Here is a 19,050-nt window from a genome sequence, read left to right as displayed (position 1 = left end):
TTATACTCTGACCAGTTGCGGATCTGATATTGCTGTTTCATTTGTTACGGTTTCATCTCCTGATTAATATCTAATTTACCTTCCCCTACCCTTTTTATGCAACAACGCCTTTTCTAATGGTACTTTTGATACGACAATAGGAGAATTCAAAGACTGTCATAGTCCATACGATCGCATTACACAGCTACGCCCTTATGCGTTTGACCTCAAGGCTCAATGTCCTAACTGGCAAAACTTTATTTATGAAGCTATGGAGAGAGATAGCGATCGCGTAAATCTAATCCAAGCTATATTTCGCTATGCTGTATTACCAAGGCGAAGAGACAAAAAGGCAGAGATTGAGAAGTCCTTTGATTTCTTTGGGCAAAAGGGAACGGGTAAAGGTACTACTCTAGATGTTTTAACTAAGCTTGTTGGCTCTGAAAATGTTGGCTCTGCTAGTGTGGAAACTTTTAAAAATGCTGTGGGATTGGGACAATTGCTAGATAAGGATCTTGCTGTCGATTATGATGCGTCAGGTTTCTTGAGCAATATAGGGGCATATAACAAGGTTGTTAGCAATGAGCCTGTAGAAGTCAAAAAGCTATATCTAGATACTTGTACCGTTAGACTTGGTGTATTGGTCGTTAGAGCGTATAACGCTTTTATTAGTGTTCCTGATGGCTCTGAGGGACTAGATAGAAGGCTAACGGTTATTCCATTTAATCATCAGCCTGAGTCTGTCGATACTAACTTATCTCAAAAACTTGAGAGTGAACTATCAGGAATATTTGCTTGGTGTTACTCGATCTCTCATGAAGAGATGAAACGACGGATCATGACGGCTGGAGAGATTAGCGCGATCGCTGAAATGAGTATTGAACGCTTTGAAGCAAATAATCCTGAGTTTAGATTTTTAGTTGAGGTTTTCTCAGAAGGGAAAGACTCTATCAAGGCTAATGACTTCTATCAGAGTTATCGAGTATGGTGTAGCAGCAACCAACATCATCCCAAAAGCAACGTTAAATTTGCAAGTATTATCAAAACTTTGGGCTGTAACCGCAGTAACAAGATCGGCGGCTGCTTTTATTACACAATCCCTAGAATGTCTACTTTTGATATTCCTTCACATTTGGGGATAGTTAAGAGACAGTTAGGGGATGGTAAGCGAGACAGTTCAAACCTTGACTCAGTAAGCAATAGGGATAGTTGTAGACAGTTTGAATCTCAAAATCAAAAAGATATTGAACAGGTTCAAATAAAGTCTGAAGTTGAATATGTAGAGAGTATGCCCCCTAAACCATCTACAACTATCCCTAACGGTCTTTCAGTAAGGGATACAACTATCTCTCTACCATCCCCAGCTATATCTCCACCATCCCCAGCTATATCTCTACCATCCCCAGCTATATCTCTACCATCCCCAGCTATATCTCTACCATCCCTAGCTATATCAACCATCCCTAGTAAAGAGCCTTTGAAAATAGGCGATCGCGTTGTATGGATGGATGCAGTTATAACTCCAGCCTTACGAAAAGGTGTGTGGATTATTAAAGGAATACATGAGGACTACGCTGATATATACAAAGAGGATGATCATTCATTTAGTCGGAGAGTCGAGCAAAAAAAATTACAGAAATCAACGAATTAATGCTAATTACAGTAGGTAGCTAGGCATAATTAAATATAAAATGTTCGATTTTTGGAAATAAGCAGAAACTTTAAGCTGCATAAGCATATATTGGCGATGGTAGCTTGGGATAGGCTCGAAATACATGGCGGAATACAGCGATCGCTCTATCGTTGACATCATCCTCGGTGTAAGTGTCTACGGGCAATCCTGAATCATCACTGTAGAGAAAGTCATGAATTTTATTTTTGACGCGATCGCGGGTTGATTCTTTATCGCACCAGCGATCGACTTGGAGATCTTGCGCTTTGAGGGTTGCTAGCAATTCAACAGAGATTTGCTTAATGCGCTTAATTTCGTTAGGACTGAGATCGGGCTTTTGGAGCAAATCATAGATCGCTAGTGATTCCTCATCTAGACCTTCACGCATGGCACGGGTTTGTTCGGCATCAAGGGTTTGCGTAAAATCAAGTAAAGCGGCAAAAGTGACCTCGATCGCGACTCGATCTTTCTCACTGTTATAGTCAGCAACGATTTCTTCGTAATGCTTTTGAAAGTCAGTACGCAGGGGATTTTGATTTAGTAAGCGATTGAGTCGGCTTTCAATGGCTTGCTTGAGATTCTGAACAGTGGTGTTTTTGGTGGAACTACGCCAAAACTCGGCACGGAGGCGATCGAAATCAATACCACTGATATCAAAGATTGTATTGGAATCAGGATCTTCGTTAACTTGAACGCTGATCGCATCATTAATAACGGGCTGAAGTTGTCGCAGAATATCGGTAATGTCTACACGATCGCGATCCGATTCGAGGCTTTTATAGAGGACATTGATCGCGTCATAGTATTTTCGATAAGCATTGACACCTTGACTATTGATACAAGCTTTAAATTTATTCAAAACATCCCGACACATTATTTCTAGGCGTTTACGAGTTTGATCGTTTTCGTTGGCGGCTTCTTTGGCTGTGGCGATCGCTGCATTTTTAGCAAATCTTGTCTTGTCGATAATGTCGTCAAGGGAAGCATGGCGATCGCTTAAAAATACTTTTACTGCATCAATGGATTCAGCGAGATTTTCTAGCAGTTCTGACTCTGGCTTAGTAGGGTCGATATCTTCGTTATTATTTGGATTATCTTCCTGTCCCTTTACATATTCCTTGAGGGCAGCACGAAGGTTTTTGAGGATGCCGCAATAGTCCACAATTAAGCCGTTGGTTTTGCCTTCGTAGACACGATTTGCCCTAGCGATCGCTTGCATGAGGGTATGTGCTTTTAAGGGTTTGTCGAGATAGAGGGTCGAGAGGCTAGGGACATCAAACCCTGTGAGCCACATGGCACAGACAATAGCGATACGGAAGGGATGATCGGCGTTTTTAAAAGCAGATTCCACATCGAGGCTTTGACCATCAGCTAACTCAAACCCGTCTTTGATTAATTTGCGATAGGGCAAGATATCCAAACCCCATTTACGGAACTTTTCCATTTCGCCTTGTTCTTCACTGATGATGACAGCGCTCTGGGTTTCTTTCATCCATGCAATCTGTCGCCTTTGATAATTCTCATCTTGATCGCTAGGTGCAGACTTCAGATTTTTTTCTAACTGGAGGATATACTGCTGCCAGTATTTACCAATCAGTTGGTGCATTCGGATACAGGTGATCTTGTCTATGCAGATAAACATGGCTTTGCCAGATTCCCATGCTGTGGCATAGTGCTGTACAAAATCACGGGCGATCTGGTCTAGGCGTTTTTCGGCGGTGATGATGTGATAATCGCGTTTAAGTTCTTTTTGGAGGCGTTGCTCAACATCAACGTTATCTATTTCTAATTCTTCGACTTTTTTGGCAATGCGTTCATTCAAGTCTGTGGTTTCAACCTTTAGCTTTTCGCCGCGACTGTCGTAGTAAAGGGGAACAGTGGCTTTGTCATCAACGGCGCGTTGGAAATCATAGGTGGAAATATATCCGCCAAACACACGACGGGTAATGTCATCGTCAGAGAAAAGGGGCGTACCTGTAAACCCGATATAGCTTGCTTTGGGTAAAGCATTTCGCATATTTAGAGACAGCAAACCATATTGAGTACGATGTGCTTCATCGGAAATGACGATGATGTCGTCTCTCAGAGAATAGGCTTGATCGACTTGTTGATTAAACTTTTGAATGAGGGTGAACACATGGCTTTTTTGCAGGCTGAGTAATTGTTGAAGATGCTTACCACCGCTAGAACGACAGGGATCTTTGTCGTTATTGACGACACCACATCCTGCGAAGGTTTTGTAGATTTGTGAATCGAGATCATCGCGATCGCTACAGATCACAAAGGTAAAGTTTGCGCCTAATTTGCGGTGAATCTTGCGGGTGAAGAATACCATTGAGTAGCTTTTGCCTGAGCCTTGGGTATGCCAGAATACGCCAAGTTTGCCTTGTCTGTCTTGGCGATCGCGTACTGATTGAACGGCTTTGTTGACACCGAGATATTGATGGTTTTGAGCAACAATTTTAATAGTTTTACCAGAGGAGTCGTCAAAGAGGATAAAGTTCTCGAAGAGATCGAGAAAGTTGGTTTTGGTGCAGATCCCTTTAAGTAAGGTTTCCATATCGACAACGCCTTTGTCTTCTTCTTCTAGGCGTTTCCATTCGTGAAAATGCTCAAAGCGACTGGATAGAGAACCTATACGCGCATCAATGCCATTGCCTAAAACGATGAAAGCATTGTGATGAAAAAGGTGCGGAATCGTATCTTTATAGTCAGAAAAATTTTCTTCGTAGGCAGCCCGAATGTCTTTATTGATGTTTTTGAGTTCCATAAATAGCAGGGGGATGCCATTTACAAACCCCACAATATCAGCGCGGCGATGATAGAGATCGCCTTTGACCCAGAGTTCACGGACGGCTAGAAAATGATTGTTAGTGGGATTATCAAAGTCAAAGATTTTGAGGCGGCGTTTTTCGCGATCGCCTTTGGCATTAGTAAAAGTAACCTGTACACCATCTTTGAGGAGGTAGTATTTGTCGCGATTGGTGGCGAGTAGGGTTTGGGCGGTGCTGGTTTCGACTATTTGCCTGATTGCGTCTTGGTAGGCTGTTTCGGGGAGATTGGGGTTAAATTCTGTGAGTTTGGCGGATAGATAACGGGTGAGGATGACTTCGCGATCGCTGTCTCTGCCAAGTGTGCCATTTTTGCCAAAGGTTTCGTTGTTATAAGCATAGACAACATCCCAGCCAAGCTCGTCGCGCAGATATTCGGCGGTGGTTTGCTGTACGAGGGTGTCTTCGTTATATTTACTCATTGGCTATTTGTGGTTATTTGGAAATTTCTATCGAGCGCTATTTACTATTTTGCGCGATCGATATCGATCAGCGATCGATAAGCAAATAATAAGACTAGGGGTGTAAAACTGTTTTAGAGAGTGGTCTTTAGTGATTTTCACTTTAATAGTTATCGATCAAAATATCGATCAATATCAAGCAATATCGATCAAGTATCGATTACTTACCGATTAAATATCGATTAAATATCGTTTAATTGCTATTTGCAGTAAGTGAGTATCGTCTTCCTCGGTTTTCACCCTCAAAGTCTATAGTCTTGTCCTGTACCATTTTTTCTAGGGCGCGTTTAATCCGACTACGAAGTAATTCTGGGGCAATACGGTCTTGAATTGCGCTGATGCTTGATTTAGGATAGTGGCGTAAATCTTCCAGAATTAAGGCTTCTAGGCGATGGGGTTCGATTCTTTGTAATGTGGTTTTGATTCTTAGTTGGGTCGATCGCAATAGTTCGGGGTCGATGTAGTAACGAGTTGCTTGACCTTTGCCGCTTTGTTTGACTAATTCATAGTTGGTTAGTTTGCCTAACCAAGGGGCGATCGCGTGGTTGTCTTCGGGTAATGTTAGCAATTGACCCAGTTCACGGGCGTTCAGAGATTCATGCTGTGCAAGTAAGCAAAGGGTGATGCGTTCGCGTTGGGTTAATTGATACTGAGCGTCGATTTGGGCGATGAAGTCGATTACATCTTGTTTTAGGATTTGGCGATAGATGGTGACTTGGACGCGATCAAGTGCTTTACCTTCGCTAATTTCGGGTAGCGATCGCCCTTGAGATAGTAAGACCTCATAGATTTTGTCGAAGCCACTGCCTTCACGTTCCATAAATTTGAGGTCGTGAAATACCCGTGCGAGCTGCTCATTTCGTCTAACGGTTGTGTGCAGTATGTTTTGAGGTGTTACGCCTAGGGGTAATGTCCCTGCATTGACGATTTCGAGGCGATCGCGAAAGAGGTTAATAAAAATATCGCCGCGTTGGGTATAGGGACGGTGGACAAGGGCATTGACTAGTAGTTCGCGCACGACGGTTTCATCGTAGAGGGGGAGGGTTTGGCGAAATAAGCCGTCGGGTAGTTCGTAGCGTTCCCGAAAGTCGGGGATTTCTTGCCAGACGGTGGGAACGAGTTCTAGGGGGGATAGGGAGAAGTCATCCCATACCAGTTTGTTTACTTTGCGTTCTTGTTCGTCGTATTTGAGAAATTGAATGACGGGTGCTGTGCCGAGACGGGCGCGATCGCTTCTTTGTCCGATACATAAAATGCCTAAGTTCGTCAGCCATTCGCCTTCTGTGAGGGAGTAATGATCGAGCAGTTCGGCATCGGTTTTTTCTTTGACAGATGATTTGACGCGATCGGAGTTGCGGATATCTTGACAAAATTTTTGGGTTTTGGCGGTATCTATACGATCGCGTGGGACTTCTAGATTGGTGAGGGTTTCCCAAGGTGTGGCGGCGCGTTCGTTGAGTAGTCGTGAGACATCATCACCGAGTACGGGCTTGCAAGTGTCTGATATACGGATGTAGTAACGTCCATCGCTGGTTGAGGCGATGCTGTTGGATCGGGCGACGGTCAGCCGTATATATTCGCCGCCGTTTGTGGCGGTGTCGAGTTGAGGAGCGATCGCAACATTTACGGTGAGTTCACCGATGCGTTTTTGGATTTTTTCGCGCAACTCGACGGATATTTTTTGATCGGCGGGTGGTTCGGCGCTGTCGTCTTCAATGCCGATCGCAATGATGCCGCCTTTGGCATTGGCTAAACAAACACAGTCTTTTGCAAGTTCGCTCCAGTCTGCATTTTTTCCTGTGACAACTTTTAGGGATTTCTTTTCTAAAAATTGTGTTTCTGTTGAATATGACGATGGATTCATACGCTGATCGCTCCACTCATCAGTTTAGGAAGTAGAAGATCACGGGCTTGTTTTAGCTGTACATTCTGTTGTTCAAGTACTCTCATCTGAGAATAGATAGGATTAGCAACATCTAGAAAAAATTCTTGTAGTTTTTTGGGTGGACAAGAAAACTCGATACGATGCACATCATTTCGATTAAGTGTAGGAACCGCAGCACCACCATTATATTGTTCAAGTTTTAAACTTCTAAGCAAATACAAAGCTATTAGTGGTTCAACTAATTTAAACTCTTTCACCCAAAGTGTTGTATTTAGTGGCCAAAAATCTTCAGCAACATACATCACTGTCCCCAAAGATCCGCTTCGTCCTGTAACTACACATGGAGCCTTAACTTTGTATTGATCATGATATCCATTGATTCCAGTTGATGCGAAAACTGGATATCTCCCATTTTTTCTCTCTGCGGTAGGTAGATCGAATCCTCTCTGTAAAGTAAGTGCTTCTCCTAGTGAAATCTTAGACCATCCTTCAGGGATACCATCTACAATTTTGCTGTGTTTGTGACTGGGGAAGCGGAGATGGACAAACCATTCTTTATAGAGCAGATGCAGCGATCGCTCAAGCAACTGAATGCGCCGCCGATTATTTTCGATAAGATCATCATAATTGGATAGCGTAGTTGCTATTTTTGATTGAGTTTCTACATCTGGAGCGCTTACTGGAAGAGTATCTAATACATTTCGGTTTAAAGTGGGAACAGAAGCCCCTCCATTGAAATTTTCTAAATGTAGAGTTTGTAATTTGTAGTAAACAAATCTAGGAATATTTCCTTTAAAGTCCTTTACCCAGAGTGCTGTATTGTGCGGCCAGAAATCTTTTTCAATAAACTGTACTACTCCAAGTGTTCCAGATCTTCCTGTTACAACGCCTTGAGGAGTTACTTTTGATTCATTGTGATAGCCAATAATGCAATTTGATCCAAGGACAGGAACTTCTCCTTCTTTCATTTGAGTTTTTGTTAAATCAAACCCACGTTGTAACGTTATGAAATCTTTGAATAGTAACTTCTTCCAACTCATACCTCTAACTCCTTTAAATCCAGTCTCTCTAATTTTACTCACTTCACCCCATCAGGAAAAGCAGCACCAAAAACCTGCTCAACAGTAAACGGGCAAACTTCGGGCAGATCTACATCTAGGAGTTAAGTCTCTCTAAACTAAATGCCCAACTCTTTAAAATTCTGCGCGATCGCCGCCGCCAGATCCACCGCTTCAGCATTCAAACCCTCAAGCTCGATGTGAATATCTCGCAAAGTCTCCTCAAAATCAAAATCCTCATCCACCTCTTCAGGGGCAACACCCACATATCGCCCAGGGGTCAAACTCCAATCATTCGCCGCCAACTCAGCGCGATCGACCAGCTTCACCAAACCCTGCACATCGCCATACTTGCCATCAGGAAAACGATCCGTCAACCATACCGCCTGTTTATGAAAATAGCGCACCAGTTTTAACTGCTCCACCACCTCCTGTCGCGCCAAATCCGCCGCCTTGCGTTCCTTCGTGACATCTCGACTCGACCAGCGATCGCTATCCTTCGCCGCCTGTTCCTTTTCGCACCAGTCCATCACCCGACAGCCCAACTTATAAACGAGATCCGCTTGCTTCACCAAATCGCGGCTAGTTTCCGCAAGAGGAGCAAGACGAATTACCGCTTGATTTAGATCCGCATTAGTCCTAGCTGATTGTTTTTGCCATAACGCAACCTCGCGATCGCCATCCCCCCGAAATACTTCCACATCTTTAATTAAAGTCGTCAAACTCTCCTCAAACTCTGCCATCGGTGAGGATTCATCTTTTAGTTTTTCTACAAACAGAGTCATCTTGTCTCGAAATAAAGCGATCGCCTTCGTATAACCATCAACCGACTCAAAACAACCATTGACAGCGCTTAAAGTGCGATCGAGATAATCCCGCACTAGTTTAAGAAACTTCTCCTCCTGTCCTCGATATAGCCACACGATCGCCAACAGATTTTGTAACTGCTCAGGACTAAAATCATAGATTTTGCGCGTTACTTTGCGGTAGATATTCCGCGCATCCAACATCAGCACATGATCTTTATGTTGGGGCAACTTTGCCCGATTAAAAAACCACAACTCACAAGGCACAGTGCGCGTATAGAAAAAATTCGAGCGAATCGCTACCATCATTTCCACATCACCCGTCCCGATCAGCTTCCCTCGCACCGTTGCCTCAGTTCCACCCGCACTCGAAGCCTGAGACGACATGACAAATCCTGCTCTGCCGCGATCGGTCAAATAGCTATAAAAATAGGTAATCCAGAGATAGTTACCATTAGAAATCTTCTTGTTTTTGTTGACACTTGGCAAACCAAACAACAAACGCGGATCGTTTTTGACCTTCTCCTCATCCACCTCATCCACATTAAAAGGCGGATTTGCCATCACAAAATCAGCCTTCCCCAACAACTCATGGGGATCTTCGTAGTAAGTAATCGCCTTTTGCATATCCCCCTCCAAACCATGCACCGCCAAATTCATCTTGGCAAGCCGAATCGTGGTGGGATTTTTCTCCAAACCTTTAAAGGTTAACGAGTGCGGATTACCCTGTCGATCTTCCAGAAAATGAGCGCTCTGGACAAACATCCCCCCAGAACCACAGGCAGGGTCGAGCAAAATACCGCGATCGGGTTCTAAAACATTGGCAATCAACGAAACCAAAGAAACAGGCGTAAAAAACTCACCATTATCATGGGCTTTCAGATCCGCAAACTGTGTCAAAAAATATTCATAGATCCGCCCGAACACATCCCCCTTAACCTGCTTCAACTCCTCAGGATTCAGCGCTCTGAGCAATTGCCCCAAAACCTCATTATCCAGTTCTTGATATTCTTGCTTCGGCAGTTCACCCTTCAGCGTGGTGTAGTCCGCCTCAATCGACTCCATCGCCTCAATGACAGCCTTAGCCCGATCGCGATCGTCCCCAAGCGCTACCAAATAATCAAACTGTGCCTCTGGTCGTAAAAAGATCGCACTCCTCTGTGAAAAATCTTCTTTCTTGAGTTCGCGCACCTTACCACCCCGTTTCGGCAAGTTAGCAATAATCTCATCCTTAACTGCCAAATAACGGCTATAGGCATGACGCAGGAAGATCAACCCCATTACAGGCATGAAATACTCATTACTGGCATAGTTGGAGTTAGACCGCAACGTGTCAGCAGCACCCCACAGGCGCTTTTCAATTGCCTCAATATGTTCGAGTTGCCCCATATTTAACTCTATAATTTACCGACATTAGCTTGACTAGCCTCTAGCATAACCATCACTAAACCCATTCGATCAGCGATCGAGAAATCATTATGACTTTGATTAACCGTAGATCCAAACAATTACAGGAGATGCCCTGTAAGAGTCCTTGAGATGTTTTTCCCAAGACCTATGGCGATCGAAAAAGCGGTAGAGACACTTGCTAGTGAAGGTGTACTAAGTGAGTCTCAACTTAAAAAGATCGTTACAATCATCGAAGAAACACAAACCAAAATAAAAGAAGTACTCAGCCACAAATAAAAACAGATATATAGCAGTTTGACTATCAAATGACTATCATAAGAGATACAAAAATCTCTAATCCAGTCTAGCAAATACTTTCAGTCTAACTAGTCACAGACTCATAATCGTTGATATGTCGGTTCGATTCCGACACCTTGGATTTAAGCAGCGTAACCTTCTTATAGGGAATGCGCACTTTGGATAGTATCGAAATACTTGGTGGAATGCAGCATCGGCTTTGTATTTTAGCTATGTATAGCTACAGTAACTTGTCTGAGGACAAATCAAAACCTAAGAATTGATTGGCGGCGCTTCGCGCCGCCAATCAATTCTTAGGTTTTATGTCCTAGTAAACTTGGCGACAGCTATACCTGTGCGGAATACATCACCTAAACCTATAGGTTTGCGACCCTATGGGTTTAGGTTTGCAATTAATTATGTCCTTCTACTTAATTAAGCATTCAGTTAAAATTTGAATCATGTTTATCTGAAATATTGGCAAAACCCTTGAAAAAGTTTAGTTATAAGATTTTAATTACCATCACCGCGATCGCTTCTAACATCGCACTGGGTTTCGCCATATCGACAATTGCGATCGCTAAATCCGCGATCGCACAAAATTCCCTTCCTAAAACACCTGAACGCTCAGAAGATTGCGAAATCCTGATCGTGGGTGGTGGTGTGGCAGGTACAGCAACTGCCTACGAAGGACTACTAGCAGGACGTACCGTCTGTATGACAGAAATTACAGATTGGGTGGGTGGACAGATTACCTCTCAAGGCACTTCAGCATTAGATGAAGCCAAAAAACAGCGCAATCTTTGGTTTTTCCCCAAAGGATATACAGAATTTCGGAAGCGAATTGAACAGAATTACGGGAAGTTGAATGCGGGAGATTGTTGGGTAAGTGTGTCTTGTTTTATTCCCAATACCGCGCAGCAAATACTAGTGGACATGTTGCAGGAAGCAGCCCAAAAAGGTAATGGCAAGTTGAAATGGTTTCCGAATACCGTAATTAAGAAGCTGGAAATGAGTGCGGACGGGAAACTGATCGATGGCGCGATCGCAATCCAACATAGCCCTGCGCCAAATACGCCACCACTAAATACAGAACCACTTTCACAAATTATTGACGACGCATATCGCTACGAAAATTCGCCACGCTTACAAAAACAAATTATTCGCTTTGTGCCTTTAGCTAATGAAAAGACCCAGCAGCAAAAGCGCCCAAGTGATTGGTTTGTGATTGACTCCACCGAAACAGGGGAAATCATTGCTCTAGCGGATGTTCCCTATCGCTTGGGCATCGATCCGCGATCGCATCTCAATCCATCTTCCCCAGTAACTACAAATGATGCTTATTGCACGCAGGGGTTTACCTATACCTTTGCAATGGAGCAAACCCAAGAAGTACAACCGCAAAAGAAGCCCGAATCTTACGATCGCTACCAGCCCTACTATGGGTCTGACCCAAAGCCCAATCTTGCCAACTTTGATACGATCTTCACCTATCGCCGTATTTGGAGCGCTGAATCAGAAAGCCCTAAAAAAAATGCCTTTGGTGTTTCCGCCATGAAAACGGGTGATATCTCCATGCAGAACTGGGTATGGGGCAATGACTATCGCCCTGGAACAGACAAGGATAATCTCATTTATTCTCAAGCGCAATTGCAGCGATCGGGGCAACTAGAGCCAAATGGATGGATGGGTGGCTTACGAACAGAAACCCTTAAAAGTGGTGAAGAAATCGCGCTTGGATTCTATTATTGGCTAGTAGCAGGAACAACGGATTCACAACAAAAAACTGATTGGAAAAAGCCATTTCCTAATCACCGTTTACTAACGGGCTTTGACTCGCCAATGGGGACTTTACATGGGTTGTCCAAATACCCATATATTCGTGAATCAAGGCGGATCATCGGTCGTCCTTCCTATGGCTATCCTGAAGGATTTAGCATGTCGGAAATTGATGTCTCACAGGTTGATTTTAGTACTGATCTTTACCAAAATAAACTTTCAGAATCAACCTACCGTAGCTTATGGAAAGCCTTGTCAGGACTAGACGCAGCTAGCACTATTAGAAATAACATTGAGCCGAATAAAATTTCTCGTCGTACCCGTTCGACGATTTATCCTGATGCGATCGGCATTGCTCAATATTATCTAGACTTCCATCCTTGCTTGAGTGAATATCCAGTTGAGAAAGCGGGAAATACTGAACGGGCTGGAGTCCGTAATGGTCATGGACCAGCATTTCCAGGACAAATCCCATTGCGATCGCTAATTCCTCAAAAAATCGACAATCTGATCGTGTCTGGGAAAAATATCGCCTTTAGCTATATCGTCGCCGCAGGATATCGTGTCCATTCCTATGAGTGGTCTGTAGGAGCCGCCGCAGGTACAACTGCTGATTTTGCTCTGTCTGAAGGAATTCTCCCTTACCAGTTAGTTGAGGATTTACCAAGGGTAAGCCCACAACTTACGCAATTGCAGCAAATGTTAGTAAAAAACAATAATGCGATCGCATTCCCCGACACTTCTATTTTTAACCTCAATTGGAGTGATTGGAAAATCTGGTAAAACCCAAAAAAGAAAAAAGCGTCCGCGATGCGGACGCTTTTTTCTTTTTTGGGTTTATAGAGCTTTGCGCTCAAGCCAAAAATCATACATCGCTAATTGAAGGAGCAAAAGCCAGATCATGAGAATATTGACGGATTAAATCAATATCTGAGATTTTCCAGACTCTAACATCTTGACAATGATGTCCAACTAATAGCCCCCATAGCTTTCCATGTGTTAAAACAGGTGCAACTAAATTTGCTCGCACTTGCATACCTCGCAAAAAATCTTGATGACAAGCACTAATAGGAGCTTTCTCAATATCTTCAGTAGCCTGAACACGTCCTTCCAAATAAAGCTCGGCATAATCGGCATTGAAGCAATCATCGGGACCAGTTGACCCAATGATCGAATATTGAGGCTCACTGATCGCTTCAAAGGTTACTTGTCCTTTCCATTTCGTGTAGAAGTAGTACAAAACCACACGATCAACATTAAGATTCTCTCTGAGCTTGTGTAGAGCGTCACTAACGACTTGATCTTGTTGTAACTTATTGGTGATGCGACTTAAAACTGAACTCAAATCGCGATTGGCAAGATTCATTATGGCAATAGAAATGGTTACATCTGTATTCAAAGACGGGCAAAGACACAAATCAGTGACTGATCTGATATAAAACAACCGATGATCGTTATTTTAGTCTATTTACTTAATCACGAGTCCCAAATTGCCTAAAGAATATCGAGCCACAGGAGTAAATCTTAAGGGAATGCCCTTGGGTGAACATGATCGCCTATTAACCATTCTCACCAAAGAACATGGCTTGATCAGAGCTGTCGCCGCAGGAGCACGAAAACATCGCTCAGCAATGGCAGGTCGATCAGGCTTATTTGTGGTCAATGATTTGCAGATTTCTGTAGGGCGCAATATGGATCGTATTAAACATGCTGAAGTTTTGCAATCTTTTGTGGGTTTGGGGAAAACTCTAGCTAAGCTTACCGCCGCCCAATATTTATCGGAACTTGCCCTAATGCAAGCATTATCAGCCCAGCCCCAAGAAGAACTATTCTTAGTGCTAATTGAGCATCTAAACCGTATTCAGGATGCTGAAAATCAAAATGTTTTGGCGCATTTGAATCATGGAACATACCATTTGCTGGCGATCGCAGGATTTGCGCCCCAAGTACATAGCTGTTGCATCAGTCAAAGCCCAGTTATAGCCAATCGCGAGCAGCAAAAATGGAAAGCAGGCTTTAGCATTGTCGGCGGTGGAGTCATCAACCTTGAAATAACCGATCTTGCTAGTGACGGTAATCCGAACTCTGATAGCGCTGAATCAAGCATGAGTGAAGCTATACACAATCGCATCAGTCACTACCTCACAGCGTCTGAACTTCTTGCTATGCAAGAACTTGCCCAGACTGATTTAGCAGATAATATTTTAGAAACGAATACATCAGATTGGCTTGCAGTTGAAAGATTGTTACGAGCATATGCACAGTATCATTTTGATAGACCAATCCAGTCTTCGGCTCTGATTGATAACTGTTTTTTTAACATATGACCCATTTATTCGATCCGCCTACACCAAATCTGCCAGAGATTCCCGATCCCAACCATGCTGATACTCATGCGAACAATGGCAATAAAGTAGGAACTCCTGAATTACCAACCGATGCATTACCAGCCGATTCTGCTGATTCTAAGTCAGTTCTTCGCAATCCTAATTTTTTATCACTGTGGACAGGGCAGGTCTTTTCGCAGATCGCAGACAAAATCTTTTTAGTACTCGTAATTGCGATCGTTTCTACACAATTTCAGCACGAGGGCGAAACGATTAGCGGTTGGGTCTCCGCAGTCATGGTGTCATTCACAATTCCCGCGATTTTGTTTGGATCGATCGCAGGCGTATATGTGGATCGTTGGAATAAAAAAACAGTTTTAGTTAGTTCTAATATTCTGCGCGGACTATTGGTTCTCAGTATTCCCCTGCTACTCTGGGTTACCAAAAATAGTGTGTTACCTTGGGGCGCACCGACTGGCTTTTGGGGGTTACTATGCATTACTTTTCTGGTCTCCACCTTCACGCAGTTTTTCACGCCAGCCGAACAATCAGCGATTACGCTCGTAGTCGAGAAACCAAAGTTATTGTCAGCGAATTCTCTCTACACAACCACGATCATGGGGGCGTTGATTTTAGGATTTGCCCTTGGCGAACCACTTTTAGCCCTATCCGATCATCTTTGGCATAATGTCGGTCAAGAGATCCTCGTTGGCGGCAGTTATTTAGTCGCAGGGATTATCTTAATTCTATTGAAAACAGGCGAAACTAAGGAAGACTTACATCGTGATAGTTTTCACCTCTGGAATGACATCAAAGAGGGTTTGCAATATCTCAATCATAAAAAGACTTCACTATCGGCACTAATTCAATTAATTTGTACCTTTTCAATTATTGCGGCGCTGACAGTCCTAGCGGTACGCTTAGCCGAAGTGATGCCCGAAATTAAATCGGAGCAGTTTGGATTTTTATTGGCGGTAGCCAGTTTGGGGATGGCGATTGGTGCAGGAATTGTCGCAAAACTAGGCGATCGCTGTAGCCGTCAAATGCTTTCTTTAATTGGCTCCCTTGGGATGTCAGCATTTTTGGGGATGTTGGCGATTTTTAGCGATCGCTTTGGATTGGGACTAATTGCGATCGCGGGTACGGGGATTTTTGCAGGATTATGCGTAATTCCTATGCAGACAGTAATTCAAGAAGAAACGCCTGAAGATATGCGCGGCAAGGTCTTCGGCTTACAAAATAATGCCGTGAATATTGCGCTTAGTTTACCCCTATCAGTGGCTGGGATTGCCGAATCCTATTTTGGATTGCAGAAGGTGATTTTTGCACTGAGTGCGATCGCGATCGCTACGGGCATTCTCACTTGGTACATTGCCCGTCAATTAGTCGAATCATAAAAAGATCATGTCTACAGTCACTTGTCTTAAGACATAAAAAACCTAAGAATTGATTGGCAGCGCGAAGCGCCGCCAATCAATTCTTAGGTTTTATGTCCTTACACTTGGCGAAAGCTATAAAACCCTTTCTGGTTTTTGTGAATTGGTATCACTCCTTGATGCGACCATGACAAACCCAAATTTTTTCGGCACCATGAGGCGCTAGCCAGTTATCAATGCACCACCCCTTATTTGCTAGCTGTAATTCTCATTTTTGTGGCTGACTTTCAAAAAACCAATTTTTGGTTTTCCAGCGCCGTAGGTGCTGGAAAACCAAAAATTGGTTTCATAATGAGAGTTGCTACTTTGCTGGCACAGAACGTACAAGAACAAAAAAAACGATCTAAAATTTTGTGTTATACCAATTCACAAAAATATAGTCACACTTTTGTGAGTTGAAAAGCAAATCCAGCAAGGGTTTTAAAAAGACAAAATGGCTATGTCATTTTGTGAATTGGTATTAGAAACCATTTAAGAATTACTTTCTGCGGTCAAAAGCTCTAAGAGATCCCCCTCAATCCCCCTTAAAAAGGGGGAAGAATTTAATTCTCCCCCCTTTTTAAGGGGGGCTGGGGGGGATCTAGACAATTCTTAAATGGATTCTTAAGACAAACAAGGGACTCAAGCATAGATCTCCAATTAATCCTACATTATGTCAAATCTAGAATTCCTTCATGCTTGTAACGCCAGTTTTTCCATCTGTTTACAAAAAGAAGCATCGTACTATATAGATTTAGCTCCTGCAAGAGGAGAAAACGTAGTGAAGCGAATGCGAAGAGCGATCGCCTTATCCCCGAATAAACCCACCTATCAATTACTTTCAGGACATATTGGTAGTGGCAAATCAACGGAACTCCTAAGATTAAAATTTGAGTTAGAGCAGCAAGGCTTTGCAGTAATTTATTGTGCAGTTGACCAGCATCTACAACTCCATGAAGTTGGCTTAGCAGAGCTTTGGCTAGTAATTCTGAAATTGATTTTGCAACAATTAGAGAGCAAAGGAGATTCAATATCCCTAACCTATTTGCCCAATGCGATCGCGGAAATCGAAAAATGGATGAGGATAATTCCATCTATTAACATCACAACCTCTGGGCAACGCTTACAAAGAATTTTACAAACCTTACAAGATAACGGTCAAAATCGCCGCCAGTTGCACCGCCATATGGAAACACGGCTTACCAACTTACTAATTGTGGCGATCGAAGAAGTGACTGGAGTCGCAGTCGATCGTATTAAACAAACTGGAAAAAAAGGATTAGTGATTTTAGTAGATAACCTTGATCGGCTATCCATTGAGCAGTCCGATCAAATTTTTGGTAAAGGTAGTAAATATTTACGTCAATTTCAATGCCACACTATCTATACTTTGCAACTGCTGGCGATCACTCATCTCAGTGAGCAGTTACAGCCCAAGGGGACTGCCCCGATTGTCTTGCCGAATTTACAGCTATGCGATCGCAATAATGTTGTTAATCCTGAAAGTTTAAACCTACTGCGTCAAGTTGTTTTAGCAAGGATGTTGCCAAATATTGCCCCCGAACTCAGGCTAGATCAAGTTACCGATTGCTTTGAGAATCTAGAAACCCTTGATCGCCTATGTCTAGCTAGCCGTGGTCATCTACCATATTTACTATCCCTACTGCAAGGTTGTTTGCAATCGCAAGATCCACCAATCCGTCTTGAGCTGCTCAACCAAGTCTTGGATAGCGATCGCACTACTCGACTATCAACAATTAGAGATCGCGATCGGCAAGCTTTACACGAATGTGTGACTAGTGATTATGCACTCACACCTGAAACAATCAATTTGTGTCGTCGCCTCTTACTTTTTGCTCATCATGATAATCAGGGCTACTGGTTTAGCAGTCCCTTTATATAGCTGTCGCCAAATTTCCTAGCTATCTCTTATACCAATACACAAAAGTGTGACAACACTTCTGTGTATTAAAAACCAACCTCTGTAAGGGTTTTTAATACACAAAATGGCGTAGCCATTTTGTGTTTTGGTATTAGATGTGTTGTGACCGTACAAAAAAAGAAAGTGTTGTGAAATAACACTTTCCTTTCTTCATAGGGTTATTTAGGCTGTGACTAGTTGTTCAGCTTGTTTGGTGAGACGATCAAAAGTTGCGCGCATCTTCAGACCCACGATAATTTGTAACAAGCCAGTACCGTTATTAGAACCTGGATAATCTGGGTGTTTGCGTAACAACTCTGTCAGTTCACCGTAATACTTAGTATCTATACTGCTGAGATGACTTTCGATATAGACCATCTCGTCAAGGCGATCGAATTGTCCATCGATCTCCAAAATGCTCGCAGGCTGACCAAGCCAGCTATCTGGTCCCGAAAATAGCTTAATACCTGGATAAGAGCAGGTTAGCTTCGTGCCACAAGGGATCCAAGAAATTGTGGAACCTTCATCAAATAGGTAAGCTGGCTCAATACCCTCAACACCACTGCGTTGAACTAAGCGTACCCGCAATACTTTCCGCTCAGTATCATTAGCAATCAGATTAGTGGGTAGGATTTGGATGACCACATCAGCATGGGCTTTTTGAGGATCAATGTATGCCTCAAAGTCTGGTCTACGAGATTCGATCGCTTGCATGACATCAGCAAGGGTATGACCACGCTCAGCCATATCACGCTGAATCTTCCAAGCAATTTTGACTTCATCACTGAGATCAAGATAAATGCTGAAATCTAGCAGCCCACGCACGCGCTCGTCATAAATCGGATGCAAGCCTTCGATCACAATTACCTTATTAGGCTGAACCAATTCAGGAGGATCAAGTAGACCTGTCTCATGGTTGTAAATCGGTTTCATGATCGATTTGCCTTCCTTGAGGGCTTTGACCTGCTCATACATCAAGTCAAAATTATTGGCACGAGGATCAAGCGCAGTAATTCCCGTTTGTTTACGTTGTTTGCGATCTAGGCTGTGATAGTCATCCAGACAAATCACGGTCATAAATTCTTCGCCGAACAAGTCATTTAATCTGCGTAAAAATGTGGACTTGCCACAGCCAGAGTCTCCTGCAACTCCGATCACAACAACGCGGTTGGGCTTACTGCTCATAATTCTGAACCAATCCTTATAAAAATGTATTTATTATTACTTCTT

Annotated in this window: 12 protein-coding genes; 6 read left to right on the top strand and 6 right to left on the bottom strand. The window is 43.1% G+C overall.

Annotated elements, in window-relative coordinates:
• Nucleotides 1-73 precede the first annotated feature (73 nt).
• On the top strand, nucleotides 74-1,630 hold the full coding sequence (locus CQ839_RS16525) for a phage/plasmid primase, P4 family (RefSeq protein ID WP_103669391.1): 1,557 nt from the start codon (nucleotides 74-76) through the stop codon (nucleotides 1,628-1,630).
• A gap of 70 nt (nucleotides 1,631-1,700) precedes the next feature.
• Here CQ839_RS16525 and CQ839_RS16520 read toward each other — a convergent pair whose 3' ends face one another.
• The 4 genes from CQ839_RS16520 to CQ839_RS16505 all read right to left on the bottom strand — a co-directional run bounded on the left by CQ839_RS16520 (nucleotide 1,701) and on the right by CQ839_RS16505 (nucleotide 10,081).
• Complete coding sequence (locus CQ839_RS16520; RefSeq protein ID WP_103669390.1) at nucleotides 1,701-4,904, bottom strand: type I restriction endonuclease subunit R; 3,204 nt, start codon at nucleotides 4,902-4,904, stop codon at nucleotides 1,701-1,703.
• Between the two features lie 232 nt (nucleotides 4,905-5,136).
• On the bottom strand, nucleotides 5,137-6,807 hold the full coding sequence (locus CQ839_RS16515) for an ATP-binding protein (RefSeq protein ID WP_103669389.1): 1,671 nt from the start codon (nucleotides 6,805-6,807) through the stop codon (nucleotides 5,137-5,139).
• On the bottom strand, nucleotides 6,804-7,910 hold the full coding sequence (locus tag CQ839_RS16510) for a restriction endonuclease subunit S (protein WP_219817796.1): 1,107 nt from the start codon (nucleotides 7,908-7,910) through the stop codon (nucleotides 6,804-6,806). The genes CQ839_RS16515 and CQ839_RS16510 overlap by 4 nt, the downstream gene beginning before the upstream one ends.
• Before the next feature lie 95 nt (nucleotides 7,911-8,005).
• Nucleotides 8,006-10,081: an N-6 DNA methylase gene (locus CQ839_RS16505; protein WP_103669387.1), complete on the bottom strand. Its 2,076-nt coding sequence runs from the start codon at nucleotides 10,079-10,081 to the stop codon at nucleotides 8,006-8,008.
• A gap of 150 nt (nucleotides 10,082-10,231) precedes the next feature.
• Here CQ839_RS16505 and CQ839_RS25190 point away from each other — a divergent pair, with 150 nt between their 5' ends.
• Nucleotides 10,232-10,378: a hypothetical protein gene (locus CQ839_RS25190; RefSeq protein WP_181016224.1), complete on the top strand. Its 147-nt coding sequence runs from the start codon at nucleotides 10,232-10,234 to the stop codon at nucleotides 10,376-10,378.
• A 489-nt stretch (nucleotides 10,379-10,867) separates the two neighbouring features.
• Nucleotides 10,868-12,940, top strand: coding sequence for an FAD-dependent oxidoreductase (locus CQ839_RS16500; protein ID WP_308455522.1), 2,073 nt, complete (start codon nucleotides 10,868-10,870; stop codon nucleotides 12,938-12,940).
• Nucleotides 12,941-13,022: 82 nt separating this feature from the next.
• Here the strand turns inward: CQ839_RS16500 and CQ839_RS16495 are convergent, their stop codons facing one another.
• On the bottom strand, nucleotides 13,023-13,556 hold the full coding sequence (locus CQ839_RS16495) for a GAF domain-containing protein (protein WP_258040763.1): 534 nt from the start codon (nucleotides 13,554-13,556) through the stop codon (nucleotides 13,023-13,025).
• Between the two features lie 91 nt (nucleotides 13,557-13,647).
• On the opposite strand from CQ839_RS16495, the gene recO reads away from it, so the two are divergent.
• From recO to CQ839_RS16475, 3 genes are all read left to right on the top strand, one after another.
• Nucleotides 13,648-14,484 carry a DNA repair protein RecO gene (recO, locus tag CQ839_RS16490; RefSeq protein ID WP_103669385.1) on the top strand — a complete coding sequence of 279 codons (837 nt, stop codon included), beginning with the start codon at nucleotides 13,648-13,650 and terminating at the stop codon, nucleotides 14,482-14,484.
• Complete coding sequence (locus CQ839_RS16485; protein ID WP_103669384.1) at nucleotides 14,481-15,881, top strand: MFS transporter; 1,401 nt, start codon at nucleotides 14,481-14,483, stop codon at nucleotides 15,879-15,881. The genes recO and CQ839_RS16485 overlap by 4 nt, the downstream gene beginning before the upstream one ends.
• A gap of 691 nt (nucleotides 15,882-16,572) precedes the next feature.
• Nucleotides 16,573-17,802: an ATP-binding protein gene (locus CQ839_RS16475; RefSeq protein WP_103669382.1), complete on the top strand. Its 1,230-nt coding sequence runs from the start codon at nucleotides 16,573-16,575 to the stop codon at nucleotides 17,800-17,802.
• 201 nt (nucleotides 17,803-18,003) lie between these two features.
• Here CQ839_RS16475 and CQ839_RS16470 read toward each other — a convergent pair whose 3' ends face one another.
• The gene (locus tag CQ839_RS16470; RefSeq protein WP_103669381.1) at nucleotides 18,004-19,005 is read right to left on the bottom strand and encodes a phosphoribulokinase; all 1,002 of its coding nucleotides are present in this window, start codon (nucleotides 19,003-19,005) and stop codon (nucleotides 18,004-18,006) included.
• Nucleotides 19,006-19,050: the final 45 nt, after the last annotated feature.

The organism is Pseudanabaena sp. BC1403 (genome assembly GCF_002914585.1).
GTDB lineage: Bacteria > Cyanobacteriota > Cyanobacteriia > Pseudanabaenales > Pseudanabaenaceae > Pseudanabaena.
The sequence above is the reverse complement of the archived record's forward strand: the minus strand, read 5'-3'. Positions and strand labels throughout refer to the sequence as shown.